Source organism: Methyloceanibacter stevinii (assembly GCF_001723355.1).
GTDB classification, from domain to species: domain Bacteria; phylum Pseudomonadota; class Alphaproteobacteria; order Rhizobiales; family Methyloligellaceae; genus Methyloceanibacter; species Methyloceanibacter stevinii.
In genome coordinates this window covers 158,660-172,721 of the sequence record NZ_LPWE01000002.1, presented here as the reverse complement: position 1 = coordinate 172,721, position 14,062 = coordinate 158,660, and the positions used below count along the sequence as shown (strand labels likewise).

Here is a 14,062-nt window from a genome sequence, read left to right as displayed (position 1 = left end):
CCTTCCCGTGACATCGTCGAACAAACCTAACCATCGTCCCGAGAACCCGCGCTTCTCATCCGGCCCGTGCACCAAGTACAAGGGCTGGTCGCTCGAGGCGCTCAGCGGCGCGCTGCTGGGGCGCAACCATCGGCAGACGGACACGTTGGGGCGGATCGCGGAGGCGCTCGACCGCACGCGCGCGCTGCTCAAACTGCCCGACGGCTATCGCGTCGCGCTGGTGCCGGCCTCGGACACGGGCGCGGTCGAGATGGCGCTGTGGAACCTGCTCGGCCCGCGCGGCGTCGATGTGCTGGCGTGGGAAGCGTTCAGCGCGGACTGGGTCACGGATATCGTCGACGAACTCAAGCTGAGCGACGTCCGTGTGCTCACGGCCCCTTACGGAGAGCTTCCCGATCTTGGCCAAGTGGATTTCGCGCGCGACGTCGTCTTCGCCTGGAACGGCACCACCTCGGGCGTGCGGGTACCGAACGCGGACTGGATCTCAGGCACACGCGAAGGCCTGACGATTTGCGACGCCACGTCGGCCGTGTTCGCGCAGGATATCGACTGGCGCAAACTCGACGTCACCACCTACTCCTGGCAGAAGGTGCTCGGCGGTGAAGCGCAGCACGGCATGTTGATCCTGTCGCCGCGCGCGGTCGAGCGGCTGGAAAGCTACACGCCGCCGTGGCCGATGCCGAAGCTCTTCCGTCTCGCCGCGGACGGCAAGCTGATGGAGTCCGTTTTCGAGGGCTCGACGATCAATACGCCGTCCATGTTGTGCATCGAGGACTACCTGGCTGCTCTTGCGTTCGCTGAGCGCGTCGGCGGCCTCGAGGCAACGATCGCGCGCGCCGATGCCAATGCGGAAACCATCTCGAAGTGGGTCGCCGAGACCCCCTGGGTGGATTTTCTCGCCGTCGATCCCGCGACGCGCTCCAACACATCGATCTGCCTGAAAGTGGTCGATCCGGACGTGACGGCGCTCTCGGCGGACGAGCAGGCTGCCTTCGCCAAGCGCATGGCCAAGCGGCTCGAAAAAGAAGGCGTCGCGTTCGATATCGCCTCTTACCGTTCGGCGCCGCCGGGTCTTCGGGTCTGGACAGGCTCCACGGTGGAGCGGTCGGATGTGGAAGCCTTGCTGCCCTGGCTCGACTGGGCCTTCGGGTGCGAGAAGGAGGCGCTTGGTGGGAGCGCCTAAGGTTTGTTGCAAGGCTCGCATCGGCCCGCGAGCCGGGCTATAACGGCATACGGCCCTGCGCTCTCGCGGGGCCGTTTCTGTGTTCTATCCAGGATTTAGGGGATTTCATCGTGGCCAACGTCGTGGTCGTCGGCTCCCAATGGGGCGACGAGGGCAAGGGCAAGATCGTGGACTGGCTGTCCGAGCGCGCCGATGTGGTGGTGCGCTTTCAAGGCGGACATAATGCCGGCCATACGCTGGTGGTCGACGGAAAGACCTACAAGCTTTCCCTGCTTCCCTCGGGCGTGGTGCGCCAGAACAAGCTCTCGGTGATCGGCAATGGCGTCGTGGTCGACCCCTGGGCCTTGGCCGAGGAAATCGCGCGCGTCGAGGAACTCGGGGTCACCATCTCCCGCGACAATCTTCGCATTGCCGAGAACGCCACGCTGATCCTGCCGCTGCACCGTGAGCTGGACGCGCTGCGCGAGGCCGCGGCGGGCGCAGGCAAGATCGGCACGACGAAGCGTGGAATCGGTCCGGCCTACGAGGACAAGGTCGGGCGCCGGGCAATCAGGGTCATGGACCTGGCGGACCTGTCCGTGTTGAAGCCGAAGGTGGAACGCATCCTCGCCCATCACAACCCGCTGCGGCGCGGTCTTGGCGAGCCCGAGATCTCGGCGGATGAGCTGTGCAGTCAGATCACCGAGGTCGCCGACAAGATCCTTCCCTACATGGATTCGGTTTGGTCGCTGCTCGACAAGGCCAAGACCGACCGCAAGCGGATTCTGTTCGAGGGCGCGCAAGGGGCGCTGCTCGATATCGACCACGGCACGTATCCGTTCGTGACCTCCTCCAACACGGTGGCGGCGCAAGCGGCGACCGGCTCGGGGATTGGGCCGAGCGCGATCAGCTTCGTGCTTGGCATCACCAAGGCCTACACGACGCGTGTGGGCGAAGGGCCTTTTCCAACCGAGCTCTTCGACGAGACAGGCAAGCTGATCGGGGAGCGCGGCGCGGAGTTCGGCACGGTGACGGGCCGGGCGCGCCGCTGCGGCTGGTTCGATGCCTGCCTCGTGCGGCAGACCTGCAAGGTCGCCGGGATCAACGGGATCGCCCTCACCAAGCTCGACGTTTTGGATGACATTCCGGGCGGCAAGCTGAAGATTTGCGTCGGCTACAAGCTCGACGGCGCGGAGATCGACTACCTGCCGGCGGCGCAAGGGGCGCAGGCGCGTGTGGAGCCCATCTACGAAGAAATGGACGGCTGGACCGAGTCGACGCAAGGCGCGCGTTCCTGGGCGGAGCTGCCTGCGCAATGCATCAAATATGTCCGCCGGCTCGAGGAGCTGACCGGCGTGCCTGTCGCGCTTCTGTCCACGAGTCCCGAGCGCGACGACACGATCCTCGTGCGCGATCCGTTCGCCGGTTAGGGAGGGAGACCCTGCCGGGCCACGCAACTGATCCGTGTTGCGTCCTAAGGAGCTAGCGCGGTACGCAATAGAGGTTCTTTATCGCAATTGCCGTGACGGCGGTGACAGTGCAAGGTCCTCAAATCGTGCGCATAAGCTTTCGGGCCACACTTCTCACTCTGATGCTGGCCGTGCTGCTGACGGCGGTGGCGCTGCTCGGGACGGCGGCGTATCTCTATGCGCGTTTCGCGGTCCAGGATCTCGGTGCGCAAGTTCTCACGCAGGCCTCCGAGCGGGTCGAGCAGCATGTGCAGCACGCGCTGGACGTGGCCGAGGACGAGGCGGATACCGTCGCCAGGCTCATCACCGAAGGCTGGATCGATCCGGATGACGAGAAGCGGCTCAGCACCTACTTCGCGGCATCGCTGGAGGCCCGTCCGAGCCTGTCCTACATGTCCTTCGGCATGCCGAGCGGGAAGTACTACCACGCCTTTCGGGACCGCAACGGCGATCTCAGCGTGCTGTGGCTCACGCCGGAAGACGATGGCAGCCGCTATCTCCGGGAGTTCACCGTGCTGCCCGGAGAGACCTGGTCGAAGCTGCGGGACATTCCGAATTCGAAGCGGACGCCTCCGTATGAGCGGCCGTATTACCTTTCGGCAAAGAACGCCGAGACGCCGGTCTGGACCGAATCCTATGTGTTTCTCGGCTCCGGCGAATCCCTGGACGTTCCGGGCGTCAGCCGGGCGGTGCCGGCGGAGGGGCCCGATGGGGAGTTTGTCGGCGTCCTGACGGCGGATTTCGACCTTTACGCCCTGAGCCGGTTCCTGCGCGACGTGAAGCTGGGCTCGGCCGGCATCTCCTTCCTGCTGGAGGTGACGGGCGACGGCGCGCGGCGCGTCATCGCCCACCCGGCCGCAGCCGATCCCGACGAAACCAAGCGGATCGATCTGACCCAACCCGCGCCGGACGATGGCGGACGTGTCACGATCCGGGCCGAGGACATCGCGGATCCGCGCGTCGCCAACTTCCTCGAGCCGCTCGGCACCGATCTGACCGGGGTTCCCGCGTCGTTGCAGGAGATCACGTTCGAAGCGGACGGCCGTACCTATCTCGGCAGCTACAGACACCTCGGCCGGGAGGGCGGACCTAACTGGATCATCGGCATGGCGCTGCCCGAGGACGAGATCTTCGGCGACGTTCAACGCATGGCCCAGCTCATGGTCTATCTCGGCCTCGGCGGCGTGCTGGTCGCGGCGGCGTTGTCGGTCCTGCTATCGAAGCGTATCGCCGGCTATCTCCGCGCCATCGCGGACGAAACCCGCAGGATCGGACAGTTCCGCCTCGATCCGAAACCGCCCGTGCAAAGCCGCATTCGCGAAATCAGCACGCTTGCGACGGCGGTTGAGGAAATGAAGACGGGTCTGCGGTCGTTCCAGAAATACGTGCCGGCCGATTTGGTCCGCCTCCTGTTGGAATCCGGTGAAGAGGCGAAGCTCGGCGGTGCGCGCACCGAGATCACCGTCTACTTCTCCGACCTTGAGGGCTTCACCTCGATATCGGAAACGCTTCCGCCCGATACACTCGTCGAGCTCCTCGCGCGCTATCTCGACGAGATGACGGGGGAGATTCTCGATCATGGCGGAACGGTCGACAAGTTCATCGGCGACGGCATCATGGCCCTTTGGGGCGCGCCACGTTCTCACGGGCAGGATGCGCTCGAGGCTTGCCGGGCGGCGCTTGCCAATCGTGGGCGGCTTGCGAAGCTCCGCGACATCTGGGCGAAGGAGGGCCTGCCCTTGCTTCGTACCCGCACGGGCATCCACACCGGGTCCGCGATGGTCGGCAATTTCGGCAGCCCGAACCGGCTCGACTACACGGCCATCGGCGACACGGTCAATGTCGCGAGCCGGCTCGAAGGCCTGAACCACATCTACGGGACGGACATTCTCATCAGCGACGTGACCCGGCGTGCCGTGGACGATGTCATCGTCACCCGGCCGATCGACAAGGTCGCGGTCAAGGGGCGTCAGGAAGGCCTTGTGATCTATGCGCTGATCGGCGAGCGCGATGCCTTGTCCGAAGATGATATCGCCTTGGCGCAAGCCTGCACCGAGGCGATGGACCTGTATTTCAACCGGGAGTGGGATGCGGCGGCGGCCGCCTTTGCCGCCATCCTGAAGCAGAAGCCGGACGACGAGCCGGCCAAGATCATGCGCGACCGTTGCGAGGCTTTCGCCCAATCGCCGCCGCCGGGGGACTGGGACGGCCTTTCCCAAACGGAGAAGCGCTAGGGCAAGACGACGCGCTGCGGCCTAAACCCGGCTTTGGCATGATGCCTCCTTGGGCATGATGCCGCCTTGCGCCCGGTGCGGCCGGGCAGTATCGATCCCGGTGCGGGCCACACTTAGCCAAACGGGGACCATATGGCCGACAAGACCTATCCATGGAAAACCGCCTGGATCACGGGCGCTTCGGGCGCGATTTGCGGGGAGATCGCACGGCGCCTGGCCGATGCGGGCGTGAAAGTCGCGGCGACCGCGCGGCCGAGCGAAAAGCTCGATGCGCTGGCGGCGTCCAGCCCCAACATCACGGCCTTCCCGGCGGACGTTCTCGACGTCGAGGGGCTCAAGGCCTGTGCGGCCAAGGTCGAGGCCGAACTCGGGCCGATCGATCTGGCGCTGCTCGGGGCCGGCATGTATGTGCCGTTCGACATCCGCAATATCGACGCGGAAGGTTTCCGTCAGACCATGGCGCTCAACGTCGACGGCGTGCTGAACGGCGTCGCCGCCGTGCTGCCGGCGATGCTGGAGCGCAAGGCGGGGCATCTCGCCATCATGGGCTCGCTGTTCGGCTATGCCGGCTGGCCGGGCAATGGCGGCTACGGCGCCAGCAAGGCGGCGGTCATCAATCTTGCGGAGAGCCTGAAGCTGGAGCTGCGGGGCACGGGCGTCGATCTCACGCTCGTCAATCCAGGCTTCGTCGATACGCCGCTCAATGCGTCCTACGACCCGAAGAAGAAGCTCTTCGTGATATCGAAGGAGCGCTGCGCCCGGAAGATCCTGGAGAAGCTGCCGAAGCGGCCCTACGAGATCGCCTTTCCGCCCCAGGTGGAACTGTTCCTCAAGACGGTGCGCAATCTGCCGCGCGTGGCGTCGTTCCCCGTCGTGCGGTGGTTCATCAAGGCGACGGGAGCGTAGCGATGCGCCAGACATTTGCGATGTTCGCTGGCTACAACGCGTGGGCCAACGAGCGTCTCTACGATGCGGCATCGCGCCTATCCGATGCGGATTACCGCGCCGATCAGGGTGCCTTCTTCAAGTCGATGCACGGCACGCTCAACCACATTTTGGTGGCGGACCGCATATGGATGCACCGCTTCACAGGCGCGGGGGCTCTGCCGCCGTCGCTCGATGCGATCCTGTATGAGGAGTTCGAGCCGTTGCGCAAAGCGCGGCGTGCGGAGGATGCGCGCATCGCCGCCTATGTGGGAGGTCTGGCTGACGCCGACGTCGCGAGCAACATCCACTACGGCACGATCGTCCAGCCCGCCAAGGTCGTGCAGCCTCTCAGCTCCGCTTTGTCGCACGTGTTCAACCATCAGACCCATCACCGCGGCCAGGCGCATTGCCTGCTGACCAAGGTTGCGGGCGAGGCGCCTTCGCTCGACCTGATCCTCTATCAGCGTCAGACTGGGATTGGCCTCGACCGAACCGCGACGTCAGGCTGAGCTTTCTCCGCCCGGCCTACGCGGCTTTGGTCCGCGGCGGCGCCATGAACTCAGGGCCAACAGGGTCCGTGATCGTCTCGTCCAGAATGCGGTCTATCTCCGCCATGGTCTCGGGATCGATGTGCCAGCCCATGATGTCGGGGACGGCGTCGAGCTGCGCAGGGCGCCGGGCGCCCCAGAGCGCGACCGTGTCGCCTTGATCCAGAATCCAACGCACGGCGAGCGCCAGAACGGACTTGCCGAACTTCTTGCGGGCAAGCGCATCGAGCTCGGCCACGGCGGCGAGGTATTGTCCGCGCCGCGCGGCCTGGAACTTCGGGTCCATCTTGCGCAGATCGTCGCCCTCGAATGTGGTGTCCTCCGTCATCCGCCCGGACAAGAGCCCGCGGCACAGAGCGCCATAAGTCAGCGCCACGATGCCATGCGTCTTGGCATAGGGCAGGACCTCGTCATCGGCACCCCGTTCGAAGAGATTGTAGGGCGGCTGGATCGTGGCGATCGGGGCCACCGTCCGAAAACGGTCCATCTGCGCGACGTCGAAATTACTGACGCCGATGGCGCGAATTTTCCCTTCGCGCCGGAATTCGTCGAGGGTTTCGGCCGTGACCTCGAACGCCGTGGCGTCATCTGGCCAGTGGACCTGGTAGATGTCGATCACGTCGGTCCGAAGCCGCCGCAGCGAATCTTCGAGCTCCTGCCGCAGGCGTTCCGGCGTCGAATTGCGGCGCGGGCGCCCGCTGGTCCAGTCGAGTCCCACCTTCGTTGCGATCAGAGCGGTGTCGCGACGGCCCTCGAGCGCGCGCCCGACGATCTCCTCGGAGTGGCCGAAACCGTAGACCGGCGCCGTGTCGACCAGGTTGATGCCGAGGTCGAGCGCGCGGTGGATCGTGGCCACCGCATTGTCGTCGTCCGCGCCGCCCCACATCCAGCCGCCGATCGCCCAGGTGCCGAGCGCAACGCGCGATGCGGCAAAGGGAAGTCCGGGAATGCTGATCTGCTCCATCGGTGCAGTCCTTGTGGTCGGGGCGGTTCGTGCGGGCGCCAAATTCCTGCGCTAAGACAGAAGATCGCGGAAGTGCTGGTCGAGGAACCGCTCTTTGGGATCGCGCTCGGCCCGCGCGGCGGCGAATTTCTGCAGACGCGCCCCAAAGGAGTGGCGTGCCATCTCGCGGGTGAGGAACGGCGTCTGATTGAAGAGCGGCGTCCCACCATGCTCGCTGCAGAAATCGTTATAGGCGTGGAGAAACTCTTCCCACTCCCGCCCGCCGGTCGAGGCGGGATCGATGCTCATGCCCGGGCCCTCCCAGGTGTAGGAGAACAGGGCCTCGCAGTCCCGGCTGATCACGTAGCCGACGGACGGCAGGTTGCAGCGGAAGCCAGTGCCCTTCTCGTAGGCGATGCAGAAGTCGCAATAGCGCTCGAGGATGTCGAAGAAGTCGGTCTCGCGGAACGACCACATGCTGAACAGGTAGAACACCTTCGGCTTGCGGGGGTAGGTGATGATCTGCGCGTGGGGCCAGCTGTGATTGTAGCGCATGAGCCGCACCATCAGCTGCCGCTGCACGTAGAAGAAGGTGTCGTGCGCCTTGGTCCGCCACTTCTTGCTCTTGATGTTGGTATCGATCCACGTCGCGACAGCCGGGGCCCACTGCTTCCAGAACTTGTTGCGGTATTGCCAGCGGAGCCGCGAGGTGGGCTTCCGGTCGGGATGCTGTTTGCGCAGCTCGACCACGACCCGCCGCGCATACGGGTAGATGTAGTACATGACCGCGTGGCCGCGCGCTTTGTACACGGGCAGGAACTTGCGGAACTCGTCGATGCTGAGCCCGTAGTGCCGCACTTCGAGCGCCTGCGTGGGGCGCACCTTGATGGTGACCTCGAAGATGAGACCGAACATGCCGTAGCTCGTCCGGAAGAGCTGCATCTCCTGAGGATCGTTCGCCTCCGTGATCTCCTTGATCTCGCCGTTCGGGTCCACATAGCGGATTCCCACCACATAGGAACTGACCTGTCCGTACTCGCCGGGGAAGGAGCTGTCCTTGGTGGCGGCGCAGGCAAAGGCGGCCAGCGTCGTATTGCCGATTTCCGTGGTGATGTAGGGCTGGAGGCCGCGCGCCTTGAGGGCCTTTGCAAGGTCGCCGTGAGTCACGCCGGCTTCGACGGTGACGGTGTCGTCCGTGAAATGGAGGATGCGGTTCATGGCCGTCATATCGACCATGGTGCCGCCCTCGTCGTCGCCGTTCATGCGCGCGGTAGAGTGCATCGAGCCGGCCGGGCGAACGGGCGAGGGAAAGCGCACCGGGTCCGTGACGATCTCGACGAGATCCTCGACGCTTTCAGGCCTGGCCTTCACGCGTGGGTGGTAGGTCCAGGTGCCGTCCCAGTTCTTGATAGTGATGTCCTGCTCACTGTCCATGAAATTCCCTCAACTCGCGATGCTGGGTATTGCGGCCGGTGACCATACGGGTAACTTCCATCGAATTCAGGCACAAGCGAAATGCCGTCTAGTCCCTAGAGACCTTCCCTAGAGAGGCTGCGACTTGAGCCAAATCAATGAGCCCAGGCCAAATTCCTATGGGTTGATGCACAGGGCCTGGAGTGCTTTGGTCTGCCGTAATATGGAGCTAGTCTGAGGTGCTTATGTCGCACCTGTGCTCTTGGAGGTGACGTGAAGCGATACTGCATTATTGGCGCCGGCGCTTGCGGGTTACCCGTGGTCAAGCGGTTCGCGGAGAGCGGCATCGACTTCGACTGTTTCGAGGCGGAGAGCGATGTCGGGGGCATTTGGAACCTCGATAGTCCCCACGCGGTGTACGGCTCGACCCACCTCAATTCCTCAGCGAAACTCACGCGCTATCTCGACTTCGACTTCGCCGAAGACTGGCCGGTCTATGCGAGCGCGGCCCAGGCGCAGGCGTATTTTCGGGCCTATGCGGAAGAGTTCGGTCTCTACGACCACATCACGTTCAACACGCGGGTCGGCCATATCGAACGCGACGACGACGGATGGCTGGTCACGCTCGAAGGTGAAACCGAGCCGCGCCGTTATGACGGCGTCGTCATGGCCACGGGCCATCACTGGCACCCGTTCGTCCCGGAGTACCCCGGCACGTTCGAAGGGGAGGTGCTGCACTCCCACGACGTGAAGTCGAAGGCGCAGCTCAAGGACAAGCGAGTCCTGGTGGTGGGCGCCGGCAATTCGGCCGTCGATATCCTGGACGATGCCGCCCATGACGGTAAGGCGGCGATCCATTCGATGCGCCGCACCTACTATTTCTTCCCCAAGCTTCTATTCGGGAAGCCGACCGATACGGTGATCGACAGGATCAGCCGGGCGCCGATCCCACGCAAGGTCATGTACAAGCTCTACAAGCTCGGCATGCGTATCTTGATCGGTCCTCATGATCGTTACGGCCTGCCGAAGCCCGATCACGATCTGTTCGAGGCCCACCCCACCGCTTCCAATACCTACCTCGACCATCTCGTCCATGGGCGTGTCGTGGCCAAGCCGGGCGTCGAGCGCCTGGAAGGGCGCCGTGTCTATTTCACCGACGAGACGTCCGCGGAAGTCGACATGGTCATCTGGGCAACGGGTTTCCAAGTCCATTTCCCGTTCATGGAGGACTCCTACGTGCTCGACGAGCGGGGCTGGTCGAAGCTGTTCATTCACACCTTCCACCGGGACTGGGACGACTTTTTCGCGGTCGGCCTGTTCGATCCGGCCGAGGGCGGGGTTTGGCAGGTGGCGGACCAGCAGGCGCGTCTGATCGCGGCCTTCATCACCGCCGAGGAGAAGGATCCCGAGCGCGCCGAATGGTTCCGGGAGTTGAAGCGGCAGGGGGCGCCCGATATCGGCCACGGCATCAAGCGCCAGGACACGCCGTGGCATCGCTTCGAGATCCATCACTTGCGCTTCCGCCGTTACATGAAGCGCTTGCTGAAGAAGTTCGGCGCATGCGCGCTGCCGGCAGGCGAGATGCGCACGATGGGCGAGAGCACCCCGTCGTCACCGCCCAAGGATGAGTCCCTGAAGCTCGCCTCCTAGCGGGGCAGACGGCCGCGCGGGTGCCGCAGACCCGGCCAAGGCAAACCCAATACGGCAAAGAAAAAGGCCCGGAGGCGGGAGCCTCCAGGCCTTTTCTGCTGCGTGCGGTAGCCGCCGATTAAGACGCGGTCACGGTGGCGGTGGTCTTGGCCACGGCCTTTTCAACCGGCTTATACGCGTCGCGCGCGACAGAGGCATACATCTCGCCGATCTTCGTCATCTCGGCCATCCAGGTCTCATATGCCGTCTTGGCATACTGGGACTGGATCTCGATGGCATGCTCGAGCGACTTGGCGCCGACGAGCTTCTCGAAGGTCGCGGTCGCATCGGCGAAGGCCTGCTTCGTGTAATCGGTGAAGCTAGTTCCGATGTCCTGGAAACCCTTGTTCATCTGGCCATAGGACTTGACCACGGCTTCGTAGTTGTCCTTGCCCAGTTTCTGGAAGTCCTGCGTGGCCTTGTCGAGGGCCGTCTTGTCAAATTCCATCATGTCAGTGCTCCTTTCCTGATGTGAGCGCCGGTGAACCATGGCCAGTATATATTGCACCGCACAATGAAGTTCAAGGGTATTGTGCAGTGCACAATACGAAGGTCGAATGAGCTTTCCGCTCCGGCCCATGGACCTGCGCGGCCTATGGCGCCTTAAGGTCAAGGAACTCTTCGGGCGCGGGCCAAGAGCTGGGAATGAAGCGATTGCCCCAGCGGGCCATAGCCTGAAGCACCGGCAGCAAGGCCTCGCCCTTCTCGGAAAGCCTGTATTCGTACCGTTTTGGCCGCTCCTGGTAGAGCGTTTTCGTGACCAGCCCCTCGCGCTCCATCAGGGCTAGACGATCGGTCAGGACGTTGGTCGCGACCCGCTCGGGCGATTCCAGGAACTGGGAGAACCGCCGCTTCCCCATGAGGAGGTCGCGGAGAATCACCAGCGTCCAGCGGTCCCCCACGATATCGAGGGTCATGGCGATGGGGCAGCCTGATCGCGAATCATCCATGGCATCGAGTATGTCACTTCTAGCTTGCAAGTTACAAGTGACTGGCTATCGTGGCGGCGGTTCCCGTGGCGGGGGCCTTGGAGCATGCCGGAAGCGCAAGGAGAACAAGATGGCGGACGAAACATCGGCGACGGATAAGAATGGAGGCTTCACGGGCAGCTGCCTGTGCGGCGCCGTCCACTATGAGAGCGCGGTCGGACCGGTCCTCGTCGGTCAGTGTCACTGCGAAGCCTGCCGCAAGAGCAGCGGAACGGACCACAGCACGAATCTCTTCGTGCCGGACGATGCCTTCACGTTGACGGGGACCTTGAAATACTTCGACACCACCGCGGACAGTGGAAATATCGTCAGCCAAGGGTTCTGCCCCGATTGCGGGGCGTCCGTGCTGATGCGCAACTCCATGATGCCGGACAAAGTCTTTATCAAAGCGTCGAGTCTGGACGATCTGGAAATCGCCAGACCTCAGATGGTCGTCTTCGCCAGCCGCGCACCGTCCTGGCGCCACCTGGATCCGGATGTGCCGACGTTCCCGGAGATGCCGACCCGGATGCCGAAAGAAGTGGTCTAGGCCGGAGCAGTCCCGTGAATGGCGTGCGACAAGTGCTTGAGTGGGGAGGCGCGCAACCTTAAACCCATTCTATGGCTTTGAGACGCGCCCAACTCCTGGATACGGCCCGACGCTGGACGATCCCCAATCTCAAGCATTTCCAGGAGACACGGCAGACGACCGTCTGGCTCCTGGCGCCGCTGATCGGGCTGGCCACGGGCGTGGCCGCCATTCTTTTCCGTCTCGCCATCGGCGTCTTCCAGTGGCCCTGGCTCCACACCATGTCCGAACACGTGGCGGCGGCGGCGCGGCACCAGCCTGGTGGGTCGTCATGCTGGCGCCCGCCGTGGGCGGTCTGTTTGTCGGGCTACTGCTGCGCTATGCGCTGACGGCCAAACGGACCGTGGCGGTGCCGGATGTCATGGAGGCGCGCGTCAACGGCGGGCGCGGCCTGCATCTTGGTCAGGGCCTGATCAGCGCCGTGACCAGCGCGCTCTCGCTCGGGTGCGGCGGCAGCGCCGGCCGGGAGGGGCCGATCGTCCATCTCGGCGCCAGCATTGCCGTGGCCTTTTCCGAAAACCTCAATCTGCCCAACGCGGCACGGCGGACGCTGCTGGCCTCGGGCGCGGCCGGCGCGGTCGCGCCTCGTTCAACGCACCGATCGCGGGCGTGCTGTTCGCGCAGGAGGTCATCCTGGGTCATTTCTCGATCCGTACGTTCGTGCCGCTGGTGCTCTCGTCGGTCGTGGCCACGATCGTGTCGCAGGCCTGGTTCGGCGACGTGGCCGCGTTTATCGTCCCGAGCTACAGCATTGCCTCCTATCTCGAAGTGCCGGCCTTCATTCTGCTCGGCATTGTCGCGGCCGCCGTCGCGGTCGTGTTTCAACTGACCATCCTCAGCACGGACTGGGCGGCGCGCAACGTCAACATCCCGCTCGTCATGCGTCCGGTGATCGGCGGTCTGATGGTGGGCATCATCGCCATCTGGTTCCCCGAGGTGCTGGGGGTGGGCTACGACACGACGGATGCGGCGCTGAAGGACCAGCTGACCATCGGCATGATGCTGCTGCTGATCGGGCTCAAGACCGTGGCGACGGCCATCACTCTGAGTTCGCGCTTCGGCGGCGGGGTGTTTTCTCCGGCCCTCTATCTCGGCGCCATGACCGGCGGCGCCTTCGGTCTCATCGCGGCCGCGGCGGTTCCGGAGGTCGGCTCCAGCGAGGGGCTCTATGCCATTCTCGGCATGGGGGCGGTGGCTGCGGCCGTGCTTGGCGCGCCGATTTCGACGACGGTGATGGTGTTCGAGCTGACCGGTGGTTTCGAATTGAGCCTCGCGCTGCTTCTCACGGTCGCTGTCGCCAATGGCATCAACCAGGCCATCCTCGGCCGCTCTCTGTTCCAGGCCCAGCTGGAATCACGCGGCATCGTCCTTCACGAGGGGCCCCATCGCACCATCATGCGGGATCTGCACGTGGCGGACATCATGCGCCCCTTGACCGAGGAGGAACCGACCGAGCTTCCCGAAGGCGATCGCGAGCACGCGATTCCGTCCAACGAGACGCTGGAGACGGCGTTGCGCGCCTTCGACACGCTGGGCGCCGAGACGTTGCCCGTCGTGGATCCGCACGATCGCAGCCGGATCGTCGGCAGGCTCTCCCAAGCGCACGCGCTACGGGCCTTCAACAAGGAACTCATCGCCACCAGCGTCGAGGAGCACCGCTAGGCGCCGGCGGCCCGCGTCTGCTGTAGCGCCGGCTCATCATTCTCGGGCCGATAGAACATCGCGAGCTGGAGGCTCGTGGCGATCCGGTTGGCTTTGTCCATGAAGGTTGCTGCTGTCTCGTCGCCGAACAACTCGCGGCAGGTTTCGCCGAACAGGGCGAGCCAGCGCTCGAAATGCGCCGGCTTGATGCCGTCGAGGCCCCGGTGGGCGGCGACGGGGTTGCCGTGATAGCGGCCCGAGGTGAGCATCACCGACGACCAGAAATCGCGCATCGTGGCGAGGTGCTGGGGCCACGCGTCGTCGGCGATGGCGCGGGTGAAGACCGGACCGAGCAAAGCGTCTTGACGCACCCTGACATAGAAGCGGTCGACCAGAAGCCGGATGCCGTCGTCGGTCAGCGGCGTTTCACTGGACTCTTGTGTGACACAATCCACGCCGGGGCAGTCCGTCATGTTCAA

13 protein-coding genes and 1 pseudogene are annotated in these 14,062 nt (G+C 64.3%); 9 read left to right on the top strand and 5 right to left on the bottom strand.

The features are described from left to right. The first annotated feature begins 7 nt into the window (after window positions 1-7). From AUC70_RS01490 to AUC70_RS01470, 5 genes are all read left to right on the top strand, one after another. Window positions 8-1,183 (top strand): phosphoserine transaminase, encoded by a 1,176-nt coding sequence (locus tag AUC70_RS01490; protein WP_069443254.1) that lies wholly within the window; start codon window positions 8-10, stop codon window positions 1,181-1,183. A 110-nt stretch (window positions 1,184-1,293) separates the two neighbouring features. Further along, window positions 1,294-2,592: an adenylosuccinate synthase gene (locus AUC70_RS01485; RefSeq protein WP_069443253.1), complete on the top strand. Its 1,299-nt coding sequence runs from the start codon at window positions 1,294-1,296 to the stop codon at window positions 2,590-2,592. Between the two features lie 125 nt (window positions 2,593-2,717). After that, a complete protein-coding gene (locus AUC70_RS01480; protein ID WP_141701889.1) occupies window positions 2,718-4,865 on the top strand; it encodes an adenylate/guanylate cyclase domain-containing protein in 2,148 nt (715 codons plus the stop codon). Window positions 4,866-4,997: 132 nt separating this feature from the next. Continuing rightward, window positions 4,998-5,771: an SDR family NAD(P)-dependent oxidoreductase gene (locus AUC70_RS01475; RefSeq protein ID WP_069443251.1), complete on the top strand. Its 774-nt coding sequence runs from the start codon at window positions 4,998-5,000 to the stop codon at window positions 5,769-5,771. Window positions 5,772-5,773: 2 nt separating this feature from the next. Continuing rightward, complete coding sequence (locus AUC70_RS01470) at window positions 5,774-6,301, top strand: DinB family protein (RefSeq protein ID WP_069443250.1); 528 nt, start codon at window positions 5,774-5,776, stop codon at window positions 6,299-6,301. Between the two features lie 16 nt (window positions 6,302-6,317). Here the strand turns inward: AUC70_RS01470 and AUC70_RS01465 are convergent, their stop codons facing one another. Together AUC70_RS01465 and AUC70_RS01460 are read right to left on the bottom strand one after the other, a co-directional pair. Beyond that, window positions 6,318-7,304, bottom strand: a complete 987-nt coding sequence (locus tag AUC70_RS01465; protein ID WP_069443249.1) for an aldo/keto reductase — start codon at window positions 7,302-7,304, stop codon at window positions 6,318-6,320. Between the two features lie 51 nt (window positions 7,305-7,355). Next, a complete protein-coding gene (locus AUC70_RS01460) occupies window positions 7,356-8,717 on the bottom strand; it encodes an FAD-binding protein (RefSeq protein WP_069443248.1) in 1,362 nt (453 codons plus the stop codon). Window positions 8,718-8,969: 252 nt separating this feature from the next. On the opposite strand from AUC70_RS01460, the gene AUC70_RS01455 reads away from it, so the two are divergent. Continuing rightward, on the top strand, window positions 8,970-10,346 hold the full coding sequence (locus AUC70_RS01455) for a flavin-containing monooxygenase (RefSeq protein WP_158007325.1): 1,377 nt from the start codon (window positions 8,970-8,972) through the stop codon (window positions 10,344-10,346). Window positions 10,347-10,464: 118 nt separating this feature from the next. Here AUC70_RS01455 and AUC70_RS01450 read toward each other — a convergent pair whose 3' ends face one another. Further along, window positions 10,465-10,836 (bottom strand): phasin family protein, encoded by a 372-nt coding sequence (locus tag AUC70_RS01450; protein WP_244505450.1) that lies wholly within the window; start codon window positions 10,834-10,836, stop codon window positions 10,465-10,467. Between the two features lie 142 nt (window positions 10,837-10,978). Beyond that, the gene (locus tag AUC70_RS01445) at window positions 10,979-11,335 is read right to left on the bottom strand and encodes a winged helix-turn-helix transcriptional regulator (RefSeq protein WP_069443246.1); all 357 of its coding nucleotides are present in this window, start codon (window positions 11,333-11,335) and stop codon (window positions 10,979-10,981) included. A gap of 109 nt (window positions 11,336-11,444) precedes the next feature. On the opposite strand from AUC70_RS01445, the gene AUC70_RS01440 reads away from it, so the two are divergent. The 3 genes and pseudogenes from AUC70_RS01440 to AUC70_RS01435 all read left to right on the top strand — a co-directional run bounded on the left by AUC70_RS01440 (window position 11,445) and on the right by AUC70_RS01435 (window position 13,604). Continuing rightward, the gene (locus tag AUC70_RS01440; RefSeq protein WP_069443245.1) at window positions 11,445-11,903 is read left to right on the top strand and encodes a GFA family protein; all 459 of its coding nucleotides are present in this window, start codon (window positions 11,445-11,447) and stop codon (window positions 11,901-11,903) included. A 71-nt stretch (window positions 11,904-11,974) separates the two neighbouring features. Next, window positions 11,975-12,271 (top strand): hypothetical protein, encoded by a 297-nt coding sequence (locus AUC70_RS17685; RefSeq protein ID WP_244505449.1) that lies wholly within the window; start codon window positions 11,975-11,977, stop codon window positions 12,269-12,271. Continuing rightward, window positions 12,214-13,604: pseudogene (locus AUC70_RS01435) on the top strand (chloride channel protein). Before AUC70_RS17685 ends, AUC70_RS01435 begins: the two are co-directional and overlap by 58 nt. Here AUC70_RS01435 and AUC70_RS01430 read toward each other — a convergent pair. Then, window positions 13,601-14,056 carry a group III truncated hemoglobin gene (locus AUC70_RS01430; RefSeq protein ID WP_069443290.1) on the bottom strand — a complete coding sequence of 152 codons (456 nt, stop codon included), beginning with the start codon at window positions 14,054-14,056 and terminating at the stop codon, window positions 13,601-13,603. The pseudogene AUC70_RS01435 and the gene AUC70_RS01430 overlap by 4 nt on opposite strands. Between the last annotated feature and the right edge of the window lie 6 nt (window positions 14,057-14,062).